This is a genomic window from Streptomyces flavofungini, from assembly GCF_030388665.1.
Taxonomy (GTDB): Bacteria; Actinomycetota; Actinomycetes; order Streptomycetales; family Streptomycetaceae; genus Streptomyces; species Streptomyces flavofungini_A.
The window spans coordinates 5,465,031-5,485,004 of the sequence record NZ_CP128846.1 but is presented as its reverse complement, the minus strand read 5'-3'; the positions used below and the strand labels follow the sequence as shown (position 1 = coordinate 5,485,004).

Annotated in this window: 19 protein-coding genes and 1 tRNA gene; 5 read left to right on the top strand and 15 right to left on the bottom strand. The window is 73.7% G+C overall.

The annotated features are described in order from the left end of the window. Positions 1 to 77: 77 nt before the first annotated feature. Positions 78 to 671, bottom strand: a complete 594-nt coding sequence (locus QUY26_RS23270) for a TetR/AcrR family transcriptional regulator (RefSeq protein ID WP_289949774.1) — start codon at positions 669 to 671, stop codon at positions 78 to 80. Between the two features lie 215 nt (positions 672 to 886). Between QUY26_RS23270 and QUY26_RS23265 the strand changes: the two genes are divergently transcribed. Continuing rightward, a complete protein-coding gene (locus tag QUY26_RS23265) occupies positions 887 to 4,228 on the top strand; it encodes a S41 family peptidase (protein ID WP_289949768.1) in 3,342 nt (1,113 codons plus the stop codon). 126 nt (positions 4,229 to 4,354) lie between these two features. Beyond that, on the top strand, positions 4,355 to 4,573 hold the full coding sequence (locus QUY26_RS23260) for a hypothetical protein (RefSeq protein WP_289949765.1): 219 nt from the start codon (positions 4,355 to 4,357) through the stop codon (positions 4,571 to 4,573). Between the two features lie 102 nt (positions 4,574 to 4,675). Here the strand turns inward: QUY26_RS23260 and QUY26_RS23255 are convergent, their stop codons facing one another. Genes QUY26_RS23255 through QUY26_RS23245 form a run of 3 tightly spaced genes read right to left on the bottom strand, consistent with a single transcriptional unit; the run spans position 4,676 to position 8,054 of the window. Beyond that, on the bottom strand, positions 4,676 to 5,554 hold the full coding sequence (locus QUY26_RS23255; RefSeq protein WP_289949763.1) for an SDR family oxidoreductase: 879 nt from the start codon (positions 5,552 to 5,554) through the stop codon (positions 4,676 to 4,678). Then, a complete protein-coding gene (locus QUY26_RS23250; RefSeq protein WP_289949761.1) occupies positions 5,551 to 6,510 on the bottom strand; it encodes an alpha/beta fold hydrolase in 960 nt (319 codons plus the stop codon). Before QUY26_RS23250 ends, QUY26_RS23255 begins: the two co-directional genes overlap by 4 nt. Next, complete coding sequence (locus QUY26_RS23245) at positions 6,507 to 8,054, bottom strand: flavin-containing monooxygenase (protein WP_289949758.1); 1,548 nt, start codon at positions 8,052 to 8,054, stop codon at positions 6,507 to 6,509. The genes QUY26_RS23250 and QUY26_RS23245 overlap by 4 nt, the downstream gene beginning before the upstream one ends. A gap of 207 nt (positions 8,055 to 8,261) precedes the next feature. Between QUY26_RS23245 and QUY26_RS23240 the strand changes: the two genes are divergently transcribed. Beyond that, positions 8,262 to 8,903: a MerR family transcriptional regulator gene (locus QUY26_RS23240; RefSeq protein WP_289955950.1), complete on the top strand. Its 642-nt coding sequence runs from the start codon at positions 8,262 to 8,264 to the stop codon at positions 8,901 to 8,903. Between the two features lie 115 nt (positions 8,904 to 9,018). Here the strand turns inward: QUY26_RS23240 and QUY26_RS23235 are convergent, their stop codons facing one another. Continuing rightward, positions 9,019 to 10,092, bottom strand: a complete 1,074-nt coding sequence (locus QUY26_RS23235) for a DUF6528 family protein (protein ID WP_289949757.1) — start codon at positions 10,090 to 10,092, stop codon at positions 9,019 to 9,021. Between the two features lie 217 nt (positions 10,093 to 10,309). Next, complete coding sequence (locus QUY26_RS23230) at positions 10,310 to 11,101, bottom strand: exodeoxyribonuclease III (RefSeq protein WP_289949754.1); 792 nt, start codon at positions 11,099 to 11,101, stop codon at positions 10,310 to 10,312. A gap of 81 nt (positions 11,102 to 11,182) precedes the next feature. Here QUY26_RS23230 and QUY26_RS23225 point away from each other — a divergent pair, with 81 nt between their 5' ends. Next, a complete protein-coding gene (locus QUY26_RS23225; protein WP_289949752.1) occupies positions 11,183 to 11,662 on the top strand; it encodes a GNAT family N-acetyltransferase in 480 nt (159 codons plus the stop codon). Here QUY26_RS23225 and QUY26_RS23220 read toward each other — a convergent pair whose 3' ends face one another. Genes QUY26_RS23220 through QUY26_RS23210 form a run of 3 tightly spaced genes read right to left on the bottom strand, consistent with a single transcriptional unit; the run spans position 11,663 to position 14,132 of the window. Then, positions 11,663 to 12,895 carry a sensor histidine kinase gene (locus tag QUY26_RS23220; protein WP_289949750.1) on the bottom strand — a complete coding sequence of 411 codons (1,233 nt, stop codon included), beginning with the start codon at positions 12,893 to 12,895 and terminating at the stop codon, positions 11,663 to 11,665. It lies immediately after the preceding gene. Positions 12,896 to 12,901: 6 nt separating this feature from the next. Continuing rightward, positions 12,902 to 13,378: a hypothetical protein gene (locus QUY26_RS23215; RefSeq protein ID WP_289949749.1), complete on the bottom strand. Its 477-nt coding sequence runs from the start codon at positions 13,376 to 13,378 to the stop codon at positions 12,902 to 12,904. A 28-nt stretch (positions 13,379 to 13,406) separates the two neighbouring features. Further along, the gene (locus QUY26_RS23210; protein ID WP_289955947.1) at positions 13,407 to 14,132 is read right to left on the bottom strand and encodes an FMN-dependent NADH-azoreductase; all 726 of its coding nucleotides are present in this window, start codon (positions 14,130 to 14,132) and stop codon (positions 13,407 to 13,409) included. An 86-nt stretch (positions 14,133 to 14,218) separates the two neighbouring features. On the opposite strand from QUY26_RS23210, the gene QUY26_RS23205 reads away from it, so the two are divergent. After that, positions 14,219 to 15,181, top strand: coding sequence for a sigma factor (locus tag QUY26_RS23205; protein ID WP_289949747.1), 963 nt, complete (start codon positions 14,219 to 14,221; stop codon positions 15,179 to 15,181). 50 nt (positions 15,182 to 15,231) lie between these two features. Here the strand turns inward: QUY26_RS23205 and QUY26_RS23200 are convergent, their stop codons facing one another. The 6 genes from QUY26_RS23200 to moaC all read right to left on the bottom strand — a co-directional run bounded on the left by QUY26_RS23200 (position 15,232) and on the right by moaC (position 19,941). Further along, complete coding sequence (locus QUY26_RS23200) at positions 15,232 to 16,080, bottom strand: arylamine N-acetyltransferase family protein (RefSeq protein WP_289949745.1); 849 nt, start codon at positions 16,078 to 16,080, stop codon at positions 15,232 to 15,234. Between the two features lie 452 nt (positions 16,081 to 16,532). After that, positions 16,533 to 16,606 (bottom strand) — tRNA-Ala (locus tag QUY26_RS23195). A 70-nt stretch (positions 16,607 to 16,676) separates the two neighbouring features. Further along, complete coding sequence (gene sepX, locus QUY26_RS23190) at positions 16,677 to 18,014, bottom strand: divisome protein SepX/GlpR (protein WP_289949741.1); 1,338 nt, start codon at positions 18,012 to 18,014, stop codon at positions 16,677 to 16,679. 255 nt (positions 18,015 to 18,269) lie between these two features. After that, positions 18,270 to 18,893: a GNAT family N-acetyltransferase gene (locus tag QUY26_RS23185; protein WP_289955944.1), complete on the bottom strand. Its 624-nt coding sequence runs from the start codon at positions 18,891 to 18,893 to the stop codon at positions 18,270 to 18,272. Next, positions 18,890 to 19,387, bottom strand: a complete 498-nt coding sequence (locus QUY26_RS23180) for a MogA/MoaB family molybdenum cofactor biosynthesis protein (protein WP_289955942.1) — start codon at positions 19,385 to 19,387, stop codon at positions 18,890 to 18,892. Before QUY26_RS23180 ends, QUY26_RS23185 begins: the two co-directional genes overlap by 4 nt. Positions 19,388 to 19,437: 50 nt before the next feature. Next, the gene (gene moaC / locus QUY26_RS23175; RefSeq protein ID WP_289949739.1) at positions 19,438 to 19,941 is read right to left on the bottom strand and encodes a cyclic pyranopterin monophosphate synthase MoaC; all 504 of its coding nucleotides are present in this window, start codon (positions 19,939 to 19,941) and stop codon (positions 19,438 to 19,440) included. Positions 19,942 to 19,974 lie beyond the last annotated feature (33 nt).

Here is a 19,974-nt window from a genome sequence, read left to right as displayed (position 1 = left end):
CCGACGACGTGAGCGGTGACGTCAGGTGGGGGTGGCCGCGGGGGTGCGACGGTGGGGAAGCTCCGCCCTGGCGGGCGTCAGACGCCGAGGGCGGGGAGGATCACGGCGTTGATGTAACTGCGGAGGAACTCCTGGTCGGCGGGGCGTTCCTCGACCAGGTCCCGGGCGACGAAGCCGCCGACCAGCATGTGGATCACGTACTCGAGCGCCGGGTTGTCGGCGGCGAGTTCGCCCCGGGCGACGGCGCGGCGCAGCAGCTCGTTGAGCCCGGTGATCTCCGGCTCGATCAGCAACTGCCGGAGCGCCTTGTGCAGTTCGGGGTTGTCGTGGATGGCGTGGAACAGGCCCCGCATCAGCGCCTGGTCCTGCTCCATCTGGCAGTCGTCCTGGAGGGTGACCATCTTCATGAAGTCCCCGCGCAGGGACCCCGTGTCGATGTCCGCCATGGACGCGGGCTTGTTGTGCCTCAGCGCCCGCGCCACCAGCTCCGCCTTGCCGCCCCACTGGCGGTAGAGCGTGGCCTTGCTGGAGCGGGTGCGGGTGGCGATGGCGTCCATCGTCAGCCCGTCGTACCCGACCTCGCGCAACAGATCGAGGACGGCCTCGTACAGCTCCGCCTCCCGCTCGGGCGAGATCCGGCTCCGCCGCGGCGACGCGGTCACTTCGGTCATGGGCCGACTCCTTCCCGATTCCATTGCTACGCCGAGTACTCTACGGGATCTCCTATCGAAACGAAACGGTTTCGTACGTGTCGTGGGCCACACGGCGAGGTCGGCCCGTCCAGCCCGTCCGGCGCTTGAGGACGAGGCGCGAAGCGCCAACAAGGGGGGAAAGGGGCGCAGCCCCATAAGTTGCCGCACCCGACGCCAAGGAAAAGCATGGGGAGGTGACTCAGGCGTACCTAAGATTCCCTCACGTCAGCGGCGACCGACTCTGCTTCGTCACCGAGGACGACCTCTGGGTGACCCCCCTCGCCCCCGAGGGCACCCCACCCGCCCGGGCCTGGCGAATCACGGCGGACCGCACCAAGGTGGGGCACCCCCGCTTCAGCCCCGACGGCAGTCACATCGCGTACACGAGCTGGCGCAGCCTGGACCCCGAGATCCATCTGGCGCCGGTGGCGGGCGGCCCGGCGCGCCGCCTGACCTACTGGGGCTCCACCGACACCCGCGTCTGCGGCTGGTCGCCCGACGGCGACATCCTGGCCGTCTCCTCGCACGGCCAGCCCTTCTCCCACTTCTGCTGGGCCTACAGCGTGCCCACCGACGGCTCCCCCGGCGGCAAGCTGCCCTGGGGGCCGGTGCACGACATCGCCGTGCTCGACGGCGAGGGCGACGGCGAGCGCCGCACCCTGCTCCTGACCGGCAAGCCACCGCACGAGCCCGCCGCCTGGAAGCGCTACCGGGGCGGCGCGACGGGCCGCCTGTGGCTGCACGGCGAGCGGCTGCTCGAAGACCTCGGGGGGCATCTGGACGCGCCGATGTTCGTGTCCGGGCGCATCGCGTTCCTCTCCGACCACGAGGGCGTCGGCAACCTGTACTCCTGCCGCCCCGACGGCACCGACCTGCGCCGCCACACCGACCACGACTCCTTCTACGCCCGGCACGCCGCCAGCGACGGCACCCGCGTCGTCTACCAGTGCGCGGGCGAGATCTGGCTGGTGGAGGACCTCGCCGCCGACTCCGTGCCGCGCCGGGTCGAGGTCGAGATCGGCGGCCCGCGCGCGGGGCGGCGGACGTACCAGGTGCCCGCCGCGCAGCACGTCGACGCGCTCTCGGTGGACACCACGGGCCGCGCGAGCGCCGTCGTCGTACGCGGCAGCCTGTACTGGCTCACCCACCGCGACGGCCCCGCCCGCACCATCGCCGACACCCCGGGCGTCCGGGTGCGGCTGCCGGAGATGCTGGGCACGGGCGGACAGGTCGCGTACGTCACCGACGCCGAGGGCGAGGACGCGATCGAGATCGCCTACCTGCCCCGGGCCAGCGGCGCCCGGGAGCCGCGCAGGCTGGCGGGCGGGCGGCTCGGGCGGGTGCAGGAACTGGTGTCCGACCCGGACGGGGAACGGCTCGCCGTCGCCTCCCACGACGGGCGGCTGCTCCTGGTCACCGTGCCCGACGACACGGCCCCCGACGCGACCGCCGAGGGCACGGACGGCGCGGCCCCGGACGGCGCGGGCTCCGGCGGCGAGGTGACGGAGCTGATCCGGTCCCTCAACGGCCCCGTCCGCGACCTCGCCTTCTCACCGGACGGCGCCTGGCTCACCTGGTCCCACCCCGGCATCGGCCGCTCCCTGCGGAAGATCAAGCTGGCCAGGATCGCCGGGCCCGGCGCCCGCACGATCATCGACGTCACCAACGGCCGCTTCGAGGACGAGAACCCGGTGTTCACCCGGGACGGCCGCTATCTCGCCTTCCTGTCCTGGCGCGGCTTCGACCCCGTCTACGACGTGCACACCGGCGACCTGTCCTTCCCGCTCGGCTGCCGCCCCTACCTCGTGCCCCTGTCGTCCGCGACCCCCTCGCCGTTCGCGCTGCTGCCCGACGGGCGGCCGGCGGCGGGCGGGCTCGACCCGCACGCGGACGGCTCGGACGGCGCGGGCGACGACGGCTTCGGCGACGGGGCGGTGACCGTGGAGGCGGAGGGCCTGGCGAGCCGGGTGACGCCGTTCCCGGTGGCGGCGTCGAAGTACTCCGCGCTGTGCCCGGTGAGCGGCGGCGGCCTGGTGTGGCTGCGCTGGCCGATCTCCGGCGCGCTCGGCGAGACCTTCGCCAACCCCGCCGACACCTCCGGTCGGCCGACCCTGGAGTACTTCAACATCACCAAGGCCAAGAAGTCCGAACTCGTCGACCACCTCGACTGGTTCGCGACCAGCGGGGACGGCTCCCGGCTCGTCGTGGTGGACGAGGGCGACCTGCGGGCCGTGCCCTCCACCGAGTCCGGCGACAGCGACAGCACCGTCTGGCTCGACCTGCGCCGCATCCTGCACGAAGTCGACCCGGCCGCCGAGTGGCGGCAGTCCTTCGACGAGGCGGGCCGCCTCATCCGCGCCCTGTTCTGGGAGCCGGGCATGTGCGGCATCGACTGGGACGGCGTCCTCGACCAGTACCGCCCCCTGGTGGAACGCGTCGCGTCCCCCGACGAGTTCGCCGACCTGCTCCGTGAGGTCCTCGGCGAACTCGGCACCTCGCACGCCTACGTCACCGCCGCCCGCCGCAACGAGGGCCCGCCCCACTACCAGCGGGCGATGGGGCTCCTCGGCGCCAACCTGGTGCGCAGGGACGAGGGCTGGGTGGTCAAGCGGATCCTGCCGGGCGAGTCCTCCGACTCCAAGGCGCGCTCGCCGCTGGCCGGCGCGGGGATCCGCGAGGGCGCCGTCCTCACCCACGTCGACGGGCGGCCCGTCGACCCGGTCACCGGGCCCTACCCGCTGCTCGCGGCGGCGGGCGGCACCACGGTGGAACTCACCTTCCGGCCCGCGGAGGGTGAAGGCCGCTCACGCCGGGTCGCGATCGTGCCCCTCATCAACGAACGCCCCCTGCGCTACCAGGACTGGGTCGCCAAACGCCGTGAGGTGGTACGGGAGTTGAGTGACGGCAAGTGCGGCTATCTGCACATCCCCGACATGGGCGGTTCGGGCTGGGCGCAGTTCAACCGGGACCTGCGCCTGGAGATGTCGCTGCCCGCGCTCCTGGTGGACGTGCGCGGCAACGCGGGCGGGCACATCAGCGAGCTGGTCGTGGAGAAGCTGACCCGCAAGATCCTCGGCTGGGACCTCACGCGGGACGCCCAGCCGGTGTCGTACGCCTCCAACGCGCCCCGCGGCCCGGTCGTCGCCCTCGCCGACGAGGCGACCTCCTCCGACGGCGACATGATCACGGCCGTGTTCAAGCTCCTCGGGCTCGGGCCCGTGGTGGGGCAGCGGACCTGGGGCGGGGTGGTCGGGATGACCGGGCGGCACACGCTGGGCGACGGCACGGTCATCACGGTGCCGATGAACGCGGCGTGGTTCGAGGGGTACGGGTGGTCCGTGGAGAACCACGGCGTGGAACCCGATCTCGCCGTCCTGCGCACGCCGTTGGACTGGGCGGAGGGGCGGCACGCGCAGCTCGACGACGCGGTGCGGGTGGCCCTGGACCTGCTCGCGCTGCGCCCGGCGGCGGTACCTCCGGGCTATGCGGACGTGCCGGACCGGCGGCGCCCGAAGCTGCCGCCGCGGGACGCCTGACGCGGCGCTGAGCGGGGCGCTGAGCGGGGCGCATCACTGAGGGTGAGTGATCGAAATGCGCTGCCCGTGCGGCCGTGTGAGTCTGGTCGAGGCCCAATCCCCTCACCCACAACGGGAGTGACCAGCATGGGCATCAAGGACCAGTTCGAGGACAAGGCGCGGGAACTCTCCGACAAGGCGCAGGACGCCATGCGCGGCCGCAAGGGAGAAGCGGGCGACCGCGCCTCGCAGGCCCGGGACGAGGCGAGTGACCGTGCCTCCCAGGCACAGGACCAGGCACCGGACTCGGCCCAGCGCGCCGCGCAGGAGGCTCAGGACAAGTTCGACCAGGACTACGACGCCTAGGCCCCCCGCCATGGCCTCCCGCGCCTGAGCGGAACGCGGACGGGGCCCGCCCGGACTTCCGGGTGGGCCCCGTTTCCCGTACCGGCGGGCCCGTCGGGCGCGCTACCGCCCCGCGTGCGCCGCCGTGTCCGCGGAGCCGCCCTCCCCGAGGAGCCCCGTCGTGACCTCCCCGAGCCGCGGCTCGAACCGCCGCATCTCCCGCTGCCCGACGGAGGCGATGAGCCCCGGCAGGTAGGGCCGCACCCCCTGCATGCCCCGCAGCCACCACTGCGCGTACACGTGCGCCGAGCGCCGCTCGATCCCGGCGACGATCCGGTCGACGGCGGGCCCGAGCGGGTACGTCTTGTTGGACGGCCACGGCAGCCGCGACCGCAGCTCCCGCATCACATCGTCCTGATCGGCGCCGCGCACCATGTCGGTGTCCGTCCAGGACAGATAGCCGACGCCGACCTTGACGCCCTTGTAGCCGACCTCGGCCCGCAGCGCGTGCGCGTACGCCTCCACGCCCGACTTGGACGCGCAGTACGCGGTCATCATCGGCGCGGGCGTCAGCGCGGCCAGCGAGGCGATCTGGAGGAGATACCCGCGGCTCTCCATGAGCACGGGCAGGAACGCCCGCGCCGTCACCGCGCTGCCGATCAGGTTGACCTCGATGACCCGCCGCCAGGCGACGGGGTCGGAGCCGAGGAACGGCCCCGCGCACGCCACCCCGGCGTTGGCGACGACGATGTCGACCTTCCCGAACCGCTCCTTGACCTCCTGGGCGACGCGCGCCATCGCCTCGTGGTCGGTGACGTCGGCGTGCCAGTACGCGGCCTCCCCGTGCAGGCGGGACGCGACCTGCTTCAGCTCGTCGGGTTCGAGGCCGACCAGCGCCACGTGCGCGCCGCGCGCCGACAGCTTGCGGGCGAGGAGTTCGCCGACTCCGCGCGCGGCCCCCGTGACGACCGCGACCTGTCCTTCCAGGCTCACCTTGCTCACGCGCCCTCCTTCTCGTGCTGCCGCGCGGACTCCCGCTGCGGCTGTCGTACGGCGTATGCCTCGGCCAGTTCCGTGATCCTGCGGGTGACCGCTTCGGGCGCCTCCACCGGCGTCATGTGCCCGACTCCGGTCAGCTCGGTCAGGCCCAGGCAGTGCGGCAGCGCGGCCGCGATCCGCCGGGCCTGCACGACGGGGGTGAGCCGGTCGGCCGTCCCGGCGATCACCGCCGTGGGCGCCGTGAGCGCGGCCACCCCGGCGTCCAGGTGCAGCTCGTCCAGGACGTGCGCCCACCGGTAGCGCACGACGCGCGGGCATCCGTGCACGATCCGCGCGCACGCCTCGACCCGCTCGGGCGCCGAACCGGGGCCCATGGTGGCGTACTTGAGGACCCGGCGGGCGATCGGCGTGACGGGCCCGAGGGGTGCCCGCGCGCCGAGCACGCGGCGGGTGAGCCGGGTCCGCAGCGCCCCGGCGCGCAGCGGCAGGACCGTCGACTCGGCGACGAGCTGCGAACTGCCCGTGCTGCACAGCAGTACCGCGGCCGCGTGCTCGCGCACCCCGGGCCGTCCGGCCGCCGCCATCAGCGTCATGCCGCCCATCGAGTGGCCGACGAGGACGGCGGGTTCGCCGGGGGCGAGGGTCGCGGTGAGCACGGCCTCCAGGTCGTCGGCGAGGGCCCGGGTGCCGTACCCGGCGGCCTCCAGGGGCGGCTCGCTGCGCCCGTGCCCGCGCTGGTCGTAGGCGATCACGCGGTACGTGCCCGACAGGGCCCGGATCTGCGCCGCCCAGAACGCGGTGGAGCAGGTCCAGCCGTGCGCGAGGACGATCGCGGGCGCGTGCTCGGGCCCGTGCACCTCGACGTGGACGCGCGCCCCGTCGGCGGAGACGGCGGTCAGCTCGTGCGCGGGGACGGGCGGCGCGTAGGGCCCGCCGCGGACGTGGGTGAGACGGCTCATGCGCCGACCCTCGCCTTCGCGGCCGTCCTGCCGGGCTTGCGGCGCCGGGGGCCGCTGTCGGCCGCGGGGGCGCGCACGACCTCGTACTCGGACAGGTCGACGCGGCGCGTGGCGGTGCGGAACTCCGTCGTCGTACCGGGCCAGACGGTGGTGTTGACGCCGTTGGCGTCCAGGTACCAGCTGGTGCAGCCGCCGGTGTTCCAGACGGTGCGCTTCATGCGCTCCTGGACGCGGTGGTTCCAGGCGTCGACGGCGGCGGTGCGCGGGGACAGCGCGGTGCGGCCGCCGATGGTGTTCAACTGCCGCATGTAGTCGGCGAGGTAGTTCAGCTGGGACTCGATCATGAGGATCATCGAGGAGTTGCCGAGGCCGGTGTTCGGGCCGATGACGGTGAAGAAGTTCGGGAAGCCCGCGGCGGTGGCGCCGCGCAGCGACTTCATGCCGTCCTTCCAGGACTCCATCAGCGTCTGTCCTTCCGCGCCGACGACGCGTTCGGCGATCGGCATGTCCGTGACGTGGAAGCCGGTGCCGAAGACGATCGCGTCGACCTCGGCCTCGGTGCCGTCGGCGGCCACGACGGTGGACCCGCGCACCTCGGCGAGACCGCTCGCGACGACGTCCACGTTGGGCTCGGCGAGCGCCGGATAGTAGGCGTTGGAGAGCAGGATCCGCTTGCAGCCGATGCGGTACGTCGGCGTCAGCTTGGCCCGCAGCGCCGGGTCCTTGACGGACCGCTCCATGTTCCGCTTGGCGATCCGCTCGATCAGGCCGAGCTCGTCGGGCCGCTTGGTGAAGGCCTGCACCTGGAGCTCGCGGATGCCCCACAGGATGCCCCGGCGCGCCTGCGTGGTGAACGGCAACTGCCGGTGCAGCCAGCGCTCGACGCCGGTGATGGCCCGGTCGGCGCGGGGCAGGACCCAGGGCGGGGTGCGCTGGAACAGCGTGAGCCGCCGGACGTCGCGCTGGATCTCCGGCACGATCTGGATCGCGGAGGCCCCGGTGCCGACCATGGCGACGCGCTTGCCGCGCAGGTCGTAGTCGTGGTCCCAGCGCGCGGAGTGGAAGACCTTGCCGGGGAAGGTGTCCAGGCCCGGGATGTCGGGCGTCTTGGGGTCGGAGAGCGGTCCGGTGGCGGAGACCACGACGTCGGCGGTGAGCTTTCCGGTGCTGGTCTCGATCAGCCAGCGCAGCTCGTCGGCGTCCCAGGCGAGCTTCAGGACCTCGGTGTCGAGGCGGATGTGCGGGCGCAGCCGGAAGGTGTCCGCGACCCGCTCCAGGTAGTCCCAGATGTGCTCCTGCCCGGAGAAGGTGCGCGGCCAGTCCGGGTTCGGCGCGAACGAGAACGAGTACAGGTGGGACGGCACGTCGCAGGCGCAGCCCGGGTAGCTGTTGTCCCGCCAGGTGCCGCCGACCGCGCTCGCCCGCTCCAGGACGACGAAGTCGGTGACGCCCTCCCTGCGCAGCCGGACGGCGGCACCGATCCCGCCGAACCCGGACCCGATCACCGCCACCCGTACGTGTTCCACACGTTCGCTCCCGGCCATGCCGACGCCTCCCGAGGTGTGACTCTGCCAGTAAGCACTGGCGCAATGGGGAGCGTAGGGCAGCCTCGTACTCATGGGTAGGGGTCGGGCCGGACAAAGTTACCGACGGTACGACCCCGGCGCGGGCGCACCTAGTCGGCATAGGCTGCTCACGTGGCAGATCACACGGGAGACCCGGCAGAGGCGGCGGACGTACGCGAGTTCCGCATGGAGGAGCTGGCCAAGGAGGCCGGCATCACCGTGCGCACCGTCCGCTTCTACCGCGAGCGCGGGCTGATCCCGCCACCGCGCCGCGAGGGCCGCATCGCCTGGTACGACGAGCACCACCTGGCCCGCCTGCGCACCATCGCCGCCCTCCTGGAGCGCGGCCACACCCTGAACGGCATCGCGGAGCTGGCCGAGGCCTTCGAGCAGGGCCGCGACGTCGCCGAACTCCTCGGCATGGACGGCCCGTCGGAGGAGACCCCGGTCCGCCTCACCCCCGAGGAGCTGGCCGACCGCTTCGCGGGCGAGGTCACCCCGGAGAACCTGTCGGCGGCGCTCGACCTCGGCTATCTCGGCACCGACGGCGACGAGATCGTCCACATCAGCCGCCGCCTCCTGGACGCCTCGACCACCCTGGTGCGCAAGGGCATCCCGCTCGCCGCGGTCCTGGAGGCGGGCCAGCGCGTGCGTGAACACACCGACGCGCTCGCCGAGTTGTTCCTGACGGTCGTCCGCACGCACGCCCCCGACGACGCGGACGTCAGCGCCGAGATGCTGCGCCCGGTCGCCAAGGCGGTGGTGGAGGCGGAGCTCTCGCTGGCGCTGGACCGGCGCCTCGCGGACGAGAAGCCGGAGCAGGGCTAGGCCGCCCCGGCGGGCCGGGACTCGGGCGGCCTCGGGCTCGGCGCGGCTCAGCGCACTCCTGGGCTCAGCGCACTCCTGGGCCCAGCGCACCCCTGGGCTCAGCGCACCCCTGAGCTCAGCGCGGCAGCCACCAACGCGCCTTGTAGATCCCCCCGTTGACCAGCGTGTACGTTCCCGTGGGCCGGTGCACGCCGACCTTCGTGGTCCACCAGGTCTCTTCGAGGCCCTTCTCCGGCACGGTGCTGAGGACCTGCCCGGTACGCGGGTCGTTGCCGACGGCCTTCACCGACGCCCGGTCGATCAGCTCGTGCCCCGGGTAGTCGCGGACGAAGGTGCCGTGGCGCTGGTCGTACTGGAACACGGCCGCGTTGGTCGTCACCCACAGCCGCCCCGGCCGCCCCGCGACGGGGAACAGGTCGTGCCCGCCCGCGGTCCTTCCGGGCACGGCGACCGGCAGCGGGGTCACGGACGTCCGCGTCAGCGTGGGCCGCGCGGAGGTGCCGCCGACCGCGTACGCCACCAGGTCGTCGTCGCCGAGCGCCCACAGCACCCGCCGGGCGCGGTCCCAGTGCAGCCCGTGCGCGCCCTTCAGGCGGTCCTCGGCGTACCGCGTGGCGTCGGGGCCGAGCGAGGCGGCGTAGAGGCGCACGAGCGCGCCGGAGCTGCACGCCACCGCCACGTTGCCGTCCGGCAGGATCTCCGCGCTGTGCGGGTTGAACAGGTCGTCGCCGGGGCCGAGCGCCGCGCCCCAGTAGCGCCGCCCGTTCGGGTACTCGACGGCGGCCACGAACCCGAACGACGCCGTGGTCAGGACGAGGGTCCGCTTGCGGTGCACGCGCACCTTCGCCTCGCACGGGTACACCCAGCTCGCCTCCGGCCGGAGGTCCCGGTAGCGGGGGTCACCGAGGGGCGAGAACTGCCAGCGCACGACGGCCGGTTCGGCCGCCGGGTCCCAGACGCGGCGGCGCGGGTCGAGCACGAGGAGCCTCTTGCTCGCCTGCTCGGTGACGAGGACGGGCGGGGTGCCCGGGGGCACGCCGGGGCCGGTGGCGTACGGGGGCGACGCGGCTGACGGGGAGGCCGCGTACGCCGCGGGCAGCACCCCCGCGAGCCCCGCGCCCGCCACCGTGCCCGCGGCACCGGTCAGGAGCCCGCGTCTGGAAAGACCTCCGGAAGGACCAGCGGACATGAAGCACCCCCGCACGAGCGACAGTTGGCGCGCCCATCATGAACGATGAGCGCGACCGCAATCTGTCACGCCACGCGGCGGCCGGACAGCCCCCCGCCGGACTTTTGGCCGCGACTTCGCCCACCGGTCGCCGGTCGTCCCCCTCGCGGCCGGGAGCGGGCCGGCCCGCTCCCGGCCGGCCGTACGCCGGCCCGCTCGACCGGTCCGCTCGACCGGCCTACTCGTAGACGACCGTCACCGGCGCGTGGTCCGACCAGCGCTCGGCGTGCGTGGCGGCCCGCTCCACGTACCCCTTGACGGCGCGGCCGGCGAGGCCCGGCGTCGCCACGTGGTAGTCGATGCGCCAGCCGGTGTCGTTGTCGAAGGCGCGGCCGCGGTAGGACCACCAGGAGTAGGGGCCCTCGACGTCCGGGTGCAGCGCGCGCATCACGTCGACGCCGAAGTCCTCGAAGACCTCGCCCATCCAGGCCCGCTCCTCGGGCAGGAAGCCGGAGTTCTTCTTGTTGCCCTTCCAGTTCCTGAGGTCGGCCTCCTGGTGGGCGATGTTCCAGTCGCCGCAGACCAGGACCTCGCGCCCGTCGGCGGCGGCCCGCTCCTTGAGGTCCTTCAGATACAGGAGGAACTCGGCCATGAACCGGACCTTCTCGTCCTGCCGCTCGGTGCCGACCTCGCCCGAGGGCAGGTACAGGCTCGCGACCGTGACGCCCGGCAGGTCGGCCTCCACGTACCGCCCGCTGCCGTCGAACTCCTCGGACCCGAAGCCCACCCGCACCCGCTCCGGCTCGCGGCGCGTGTACAGCGACACCCCCGCGCGGCCCTTCGCGGCGGCCGGGGCGTGCGTGACGTACCAGCCCTCCGGGTCCCTGACCTCCTCCGGGAGCTGCTGCGGCTCGGCCCGCACCTCCTGCAGGCACAGCACGTCCGCGCCGGTCCCGGCGAGCCACTCCACGAAGCCCTTCTTGGCGGCGGCACGCAGGCCGTTCACATTCACGCTGGTCACTGTGAGCATCCCGGCACGATACCGGCACACTGGTAGGCGCCCGGAATCCGCCGCCGCCCCCGCGGCCTGCATAGAAGTACGATGGAGAGCATGAACATACAGCCCGTCGCCTTCGACCACCCGGACGCCGTCAAGCTCAACGACCGCGTCCAGCTCGAGTACGCCGAGCGCTACGGCGACGAGGGCGACGCGACGCCGCTGGACGCGGCCATGTTCAAGCCGCCGTACGGCCTGTACCTGATCGCGTACGACGACGCGGGCACCCCGCTCGCCACGGGCGGCTGGCGCGCGATGGACCAGAACGGCGAGGGGTACTCCGACGGGGACGCCGAGATCAAGCGCATGTACGTCACCCCGGAGGCCCGGGGCCTCGGCCTCGCCCGCCGCATCCTCGCCGCCCTGGAGACCGACGCCCGCGAGGCGGGCCGCATCCGCATGGTCCTCGAAACCGGCACCAAGCAGCCCGAGGCCATCGCCCTCTACACCTCCACCGCCTACGAACCCTGCCCCAAGTTCGGCCACTACCGCGACAGCCCCCTGAGCCGCTGCTTCGCCAAGCCGCTGCGCTAGCTAACCGGCGCCGTCCCGCACCACGGCCCCCGTGAGATCCAGCTCGGCGAGGGCCCCGCCCCCCGCCGGATTGGCGAACCGCAACGACGCCCCCAGCACCCGCGCCTGCCCCACCGCGATGGTGAGCCCGAGCCCGAGACCGGTCCCCTCCGCCCCCGTGCGGAACCGCTGCGGCCCACCCGCGAGCAACCCCCGCGGGAACCCGCCCCCGGCGTCCCGCACCCGCACCACACCCCCGTCGACCTCCACCACCACCGGCGCCCGCCCGTGCCGCAGCGCGTTGGTGACCAGGTTGACGAGAATCCGCTCCACCCGCCGGGGATCGGTCTCGACGGACACGTCCCGCACCACCTCCACCCGCACCCCGCCCGCGCCGCCACCCCCGGCAGCCCCCCGGACCCCCGCGACGGCCCGCCGCACCACCTCCGTCACCCCGCGCACCTCGGCCCGCACCTCCTCCCCCGCGCCGTCGAGCCGAGCCACCTCGATCACGTCGTCGACCAGCTCCCGCAACCGCGCGGCGGACTCCCGCACCAGCTCGGTGGGGCGCCCGGGCGGAAGCAGCCCGGCGGCGGTGACCATCCCCGCGACCGGAGTGCGCAGCTCGTGGGCGATGTTGGCGGTGACCTCGCGCTCGGCCCGCAGCCGCCCGGCGAGCGCGTCCGCCATGGTGTTCACGGCGGCGGCCAGCTTGGTGATCTCGTCCTGGCCGCGCAGCGGCAGGCGCGCGGCCAGATCCCCGTCGGCGATGCGCTGCGCGGTGTCCGCGGACGCGGTGAGGCGCCGCCCGAGCCGGGTCGCGACGACGAGCCCGGCGACGCAGGCGAGGGCCGTCCCGATGGCGCCGGAGATCCACAGCACCCGGTCGAGGCCGCGGACGGTCTCGGCCTCGCGCTCGTAGGGCCGCTTCAGGGCGACGACCTCGTCGCGGTACACGCTGGCCGCCCACATCTGCGGCACCTTCCCGCCCCAGTCGAGATAGCTGCCCCAGTGCCCCTGCCGCACGGCGTCGGCGAGCGGCTTCGGCAGGTCGGGCGGGTCGATCAGGGTGCGGTCGCTGTCGATCCCCGCGGCGTGGTCCTGCACGGCGGTCTGCAACCGGTCCCTGGCCTGGCTGCGGGCGCTCGCGTACTGCGCCTCGACCGTCCGGTGGTGCACGAGGAGACCGATCACGACCGACACCACGGCGGCCGTGCCCGCGATGGCGATCCCGATCTTCGTCCGCAGCCCCATGGCGGCTCAGAACTCGGGCACCATCAGGCGGATCCCCTGGAACTGCACGTTCACCGCGGCGGGCGGCAGCACCTCGGGCCGGGCCGGTTCGACGGTCGCCCGCCGGTAGGCGTACGCGGCCTCGTCCTGCCGCTCCACCCCGCTGAGCGTCAGGGTCGCGGCGTACGGCTCCCGCGAGCACCCGGGCAGACACCAGGTGCCGCTCAGCTTCCCGGTGGCGCGCGCGGTGGGTCCGCCCCAGTCCTTCCAGCGCAGCGAGGACATCGCGACGTCGTCGGTGAGCCCGATGACGGCCGGTTTCTGCAGCGGCGAGCCGAGCGCGTCGGCGACGTAGACGGGCCCGCTGATCCGCGAGGGCCGCAGCGCGGGCCCCTCGACGTACAGGCCGCCGTGCTCGGCGCAGCCACCGGCGACCGCGGCCGTCAGGGCCGTGCCGCAGACGGCGGCGACGGCCCTGACGGGGCCGCCGAGGCTGCTCCACATGCCTCAAATGTATCGATCAGGACATTCCTCACATGTGGAGAGCGGCCGGACGCCCGCCGTAAGGGCGTACGGCGAGCTCGGCGACCGCCGCCCGCGCCGCCGCCAGCGAGTCCGCCGCGAGGTCCTTGAACGGGGCGAGCGCGGGAATGTCCCCGGCCCGCGTCAGCTCGGCCCGCACGACGTGCAGCTCCTCGTCGGCCACCCCGAGGGCACCGAAGAACGACCGCAAGTAGGGCACCTGGAAGTCGCAGTCCTCGCGCGGCGTCCCCGGCCCGTAGCCACCGCCGCACGCGGCGACCACGACGACCCGCGTCCCGCCGAGCAGCGGCCGCCCGCTGTCCGGGTCGGTGTACACCCCCGGGAACGACACCCGGTCGATCCACGCCTTCAGCGCCGCGGGCACCCCGAAGTTGTACATGGGGACCCCGATCAGCACGGTCCCCGCCGCCCGCACCTCCTCGACCAGCGGCAGCGTCAGCGCCCACTCCCGCTCCTCGTCGGCGCCCTCGGCCAGCGCGGCCACCTTCGCGAGCGGTACGGCGCCCTGCCGTTCCGTGCGCGTCCCGAGCGCGACGTAGCCGGGCCCCACCAGGGGCACCGGCTCGGCGGCCAGGTCCCGGTAGCGGTATCCGGCGTCCCCGTACCGCTCCCGCCAGCTCCGCGCGAACAGCCCGGTCAGCGTCCGCGTCACGGACCCCCCGCGCCGGTCGGCACTGGAGTCCAGATGCAGCAGCCCCGCCCTGACGTCACCCATGTCGCTCACGTCGACTCATCTCCTGTCACATCCCCGTGGTCCGGTTCGTCATGGAGGTGACGGAGCAAGCCGGGGAAAGGTGACCGATGGACGAGCAGACCGGCCTCGCGGACCGCTTCGAGGCGCAGCGCGGGCAGCTGCGGAGCATCGCCTACCGCATGCTCGGCTCGCTGCACGAGGCGGACGACGCGGTGCAGGAGACCTGGCTGCGCCTGAGCCGCACGGCCGCCCGCACCTCCGAGCGCCCCGGCCCGGCCCACGGTGACCCCGATCCGGCCGCCGGTCGCCCCGATCCGGCCGCCGGTCGCCCCGAGCCGGTGGAGAACCTGCCCGCCTGGCTGACGACCGTCGTCTCCCGCGTCTGCCTGGACATGCTCCGCACCCGCGGGACGCGCAGGGAGGACTTCGTCGGCGGCCGCGTCCCCGACCACATCGCCGCCGCCGAGGCGCACACCCCCGAGGAGGAGGCGCTCCTGATCGAGTCGGTGGGCCGCGCCCTGCTCGTGGTCCTCGCCACCCTGGGCCCGGCCGAGCGGGTCGCCTTCGTGCTGCACGACTCCTTCGCCGTGCCCTTCGACCGGATCGCGGCCATCGTGGAGCGCTCGCCCACGGCCACGAAGAAGCTGGCGAGCCGCGCCCGCGCCAAGGTGCGCGGCACCCCGGACGTCCCGGACACGGCCCCCACCGGACACCGGCGGGCCGTCGAGGCCTTCCTCGCCGCGGCCCGCGGCGGCGACATCGACGCCCTCCTGACCGTCCTCGCCCCGGACGTCGTCCGCCGCGCCGACCCGGCGGCCCTCCCGCCGGGCGCCGCCACCGAGCTCCACGGCGCCGACGCCGTGGCCCGCGAGACGGTCCTGCTCGCCCGCAACGCCCGGCACGCGGCCGTGCTCCTGCTCGACGGCGCCCCCGGCATCGTCGTGGCCCCGCGCGGCCGCCTCCTGCTCGCCCTCACCCTCACGGTGCGGTCGGGCAGGATCACGTCGTACGAGGTCGTCTCGGCCCCGTCCCGGCTGCGCGGCCTGACTCTCGCCGTACTCCCGGAGTGACGTACTTCCGGAGTGACGTACCCCCGGGGGTGACGGCCGGGGCGGCCGCCTCAGACCAGCTTGGGCAGCAGCAGCTCGACGTCCTCCGCCGACAGCTCGATCCCGAAGACCTCGGCGAGCACGCCGGGCACCTCGTGCGGTGCGAGCTCCCGGCTCTCCGACGGGCCCGGCCGCCCCGGCGTGACCGTGGTCAGCCGCCGGTTGTCCAAGAGGTGCAGCCGGTCGGGGTGCAGGCGCTGCACGAAGACGCGGTCGCTGAAGGCCGAGTGGCGGCTGCTGGCCCCGAAGTGGTTGGTGACGCGCAGGTCGGTGGGGTACTGCGGGTGGAGCGTGAAGGTGTGCCGGACCATCCAGCCGTCGCCGGAGTTGTCGGTCTGGCCCTTGCCCGCGGGCTGGTACAGCGCCCACCCGTCGGCGCCGGGCGTGACCTCCTGCCGCCGCAGCCGGTACGCCCAGGTGCCGTCCGTCACGTCCGTCGCGTCGGTCAGCTCGATGGGCTCCAGCGGGCTGGCCCCGAACCCGACGTCACTGAGCCAGCGCTTCCCGTCCAGCTCCACGATCACCGCTGCGTGCGTCTCGGGCCTGATCCTCGTCTCGCCCATCTGCACCCGCCCCTGCACCACGACGAACCGGAAGCCGAGGCGTTCCAGGGCGGCCGCGTAGAGGGTGACGTGCTCGAAGCAGGTCCCGCCGCGACGGCTGCCGATCAGCTTGGCCTGGACGGACTCCAGGTCGAGCGGCCGGTACTTGCGCAGCACGGCCTCGATGTTCTCCCAGCGCACGGAGAGCACATGGGCCCGGTGCAGGGCGCGCAGCGTCGCGAGCGAAGGCGAGCGGTCCCCCTCGTGCCCCAGGTGCGCCAGATAGGCGTCGAGGTCGAGTCCGTCACCGTTCCACATCCGGGAGATCTCCTTGTGTCATCACGTCAATGGCCGACGTACGCGGGACGCTTGGCCGACGTACGTACGGCACAACGAACAAGATCCCGCCCGATATTTCGACCGGGACGCGATCTTCGGCACCGACGTGGGGCCGAAGCTTCCTGTGACCGGCGGGAAGAGGGTGCCGGTGCGCTTGCCGACCCGGTACGACGACCACTGCGCGGTGGCCGGGCCGGTCCACGGCGAGGCGGGGCACGCCGGCGGCCGAGCTGAAACTCCGGGTGAGAGCGGCGGGCTCGGATCGCCGCGACGATCCGGTCCATGGCGACGCACTACAACTGGCGACGCACTACAACTGAGGCCCGCCACCTCGGACACAGACTCTGGAAACGCCAAGATCCCGCCCGATCAAGCAGATCGGACGGGATCTTGTGAACTCTTCCTGAGCGGACTCCAGAAGAGCGATGCAGTGGACCTGAGGGGATTTGAACCCCTGGCCCCCTCGATGCGAACGAGGTGCGCTACCGGACTGCGCCACAGGCCCTTGCAACGAGTGAAACTCTAGCATCCCCATCCGGGTGCTTGGAAATCCGTTCCCGTGCTGGTCAGGCCGGTCACTCGTTGGCGGCGCGCGGGCGCCCGTCGGCGCTGTCGTCGTACTGGTCGAACAGCGGGGTGCGGCCGCGCTCGCGGGAGCGGCGGGCGGAGGCCGCGCGGCGGGCGTCGCTGCGGCCGCCGTCGGCTCCGCCCTCGCCGCCCTCGCCGTCAGCCCGCTGCTCCTCGGCGGCCTCGGCGGCCTCGGCCGCCGCCGCGCCCGGCGCGGACCTGCGGTCGGCGGCGGGCTCGGCGGTGCTCGACCGGGCCGAGCTCCAGGTGTCGGGGGCGCCCAGGTCGACGCTGCCGGGGGCGCGCGGGGCGACCGGCGCCGTCACGTACGTCGGCAGCGGCACCGGGACCGGGTCCCAGCTGTCGGCGCGGCCGGGGCCGTGCTGACGCTCGCGCTGCTGGTCGACCCACTCGGCGTGGTCGGTCTGCTCGACGAGGGCGCGGCGGTCGGCGGCGAGCGCCGACAGACCTGTCTCCGACTCTGGTGCGGGCTCCTCGGCGGCGGGCTCGGCGCTCGCCTCGCGCCCGCGCGGCTGCCGTTCGCGCAGCCGCCGCGCGGCGGCCTCGGCCCGGCGCCGGTCCATCGTGTACGTGAAGCGGCGCCGCTCCTGGCGCCGGAGGTAGACGATGTACGCGCTCAGCAGCGCGGCCGGGACGGCGGGCGCCCACAGGAACGCGAAGCCGCCGACCGCGGCGACGATCGTGCCGACGGTGAAGGCGAGGAACAGCATCACCGTGGTGCGGCGACGGCGCGCGAGCACCTTCGTGCGCCGGGCCCGCGCGGCGGCGTCGGCAGCGGCGGCACGCCGGGCGGCGGCGGACGGCCCCTGACCCTGCCCGTGCGGCTGACCCTGCCCGTGCGGCTGACCCTGTCCGTACGGCTGGCCCTGGCCCCGCTCCGCGCCGGAGCCCCCGACCGTCCCGGGCCCCTGCCCGGGCCCCGGCTTGGCGGCCGGGCGCGCGCCGGCGCGCGCCTGGGCGCCGTGCGGCGCCTGTTCGGCGGCGGACGTGCGGGGCTTGGGCCGGGCGGCCGGGGCACGGCCGCGGGAGTCCGTGGCGCGCCCCTCGCGTTCCTGCCCCGGAGGCACGGCGAAGGCCCGGACGTCGACCGAGTCGGTCACGGCGTCCGGGTCGCTGCGCGACTCCTCCTCAGGCGAGCGCGCTTGCAGGTCCTTGGCGTACCGGCGCTCCATTCCCGCCCGTCCGGACAGCAGCCGGATGGCGGTGCTGAAGCGTTCCGTCGGACGGGCTTCGTTGAGCTCGTCCTGCCTACGGAGCCACATCGGCACCAAGTAGGCGGCCCAGGCCCCGACGATGACTGCGTAGATGAGGCCGCTGCTGCTCACGCCTCACACGGTAGAGGGGTTTTGTCGAGGCCATCCGCCAATTGAGCCGGTGTGTCGCACGATCTGGCTGATATCTCGAACTTTTTTTGTGACTGATGCGATCAACAGGCCGACGAAGCCCCGAATTTAACGGTCACTCACCGATCAATTTCGAACAGGTATTTCATTTATGAGAGTGGCAGCATTGTGCCGCACCAGGGGCGCGACGGTCCGTCAGGCGCCCGTTCTCCACGCTGCGGACGACATCACACGGTGTCACGCGGTGTTCTGCGGACGCGCCTGCTGCCAGCGCCGCAGCAGTCCCTCGGGCACCTCTTCCACGGTGAGCGCGAACACCAGGTGGTCGCGCCAGGCCCCGTCGATGTGGAGATAGCGGGGCCGCAGCCCCTCCTCGCGGAAGCCCAGTTTCTCCACGACCCGGCGGCTCGGCGCGTTCTCGGGCCGAATGCAGACCTCGATGCGGTGCAGCCCGACGGTGCGGAAGCAGTGGTCGACGGCGAGCGCCACGGCGGTCGGCATCACCCCGCGCCCGGCGACCGACTCGTCGACCCAGTAGCCCACGTGGGCCGAGCACATCGACCCCCAGGTGATGCCGGCGATCGTCAACTGCCCGACGAGGCGGCCCTGGAACTCGATGACGAACGGCAGCATGCGGCCCGCGTTCGCCTCGGCGCGCAGGTGCCTGACCATCTGCCGGTAGGTGGGGCGGTGGGCGACGGGGCCGCTGGGGGTGGGCGGCGGGATCGTCGCCTCCCAGGGGCGCAGCCAGTCGCGGTTGCGCCGGTTGACCTCGCGCCAGGCGCGCTGGTCGCGCAGTTTTATCGGCCGCAGGACGACGTCGCCGTCCGTCAGCTCGACGGGCCAGCTGGGGCTGTTCAGCTCGCACCCCCGTCGGTTCTCGGATGGTCGCCGCCGCGCAGCTGGTCGACGGCGTGGATCAACAGAGGTGTCAGGACGGCCATTCCGTCGCGCACGCCGCCGCTCGAACCCGGCAGGTTCACGATCAGCGTGCGCCTCGCGACCCCGGCGAGGCCCCGGGAGAGCACGGCGGTGGGCACCTTCTCGCGGCCGTACGCGCGGATCGCCTCGGGGATGCCGGGGACCTCGTGGTCGAGGACGCGGCGGGTCGCCTCGGGGGTGGCGTCGGTGGGCGAGATGCCGGTGCCGCCGGTGGTGAGGATGACGTCGTACCCGGCGGCCACGCCCTCGCGCAGGGCCCGCTCGACGGGGTCGCCGTCCGGCACCACGAGCGGCCCTTCGACGGCGAAGCCGAGGGCGGCGAGCCCTTCGGCGAGGATCGGGCCGCCCTTGTCGGCGTAGACGCCCGCGGCAGCGCGGTTGGAGGCGGTGACGACGAGTGCCCGGTACGTCATGCCCTCGCTCCCCTCGGCCGTCGCCCCGGCGTCGGCGGGCGCGCGGCCCGTCATGCCCCCGCTCCCCGCCGGTTCCAGTCGCCGGACTTGCCGCCCGTCTTCTCCTCGACCCGCACGTCCGTGATGACGGCGCCCTTGTCGACGGCCTTGACCATGTCGATGACGGTGAGGGCGGCGACGGCGACCGCGGTGAGGGCCTCCATCTCGACGCCGGTGCGGTCGGTCGTCTTCACGGTGGCCAGGATCTCCACGGCGTCGTCGGCGACGCTCAGGTCGACCTTCACTCCGGAGACGGCCAGCGGATGGCACAGCGGGATCAGGTCGGGGGTGCGCTTGGCGCCCATGATGCCCGCGATCCGGGCCGTCGCGAGGGCGTCACCCTTGGGCAGGCCCTCTTCCGGTGAGTCCGCCCGCAGCAGCTCGATCACGCGGGGCGAGACCAGGACGCGGCCGCTGGCGCGGGCGGTGCGGGCGGTCACGTCCTTCTCGGATACGTCGACCATGCGGGCGGCGCCCGCCTCGTCGATGTGCGTCAGTCGCTGCTGCGTGCTCATGTGCTGTGGCGCTCCCGGTCCGGGCCCCGCGCG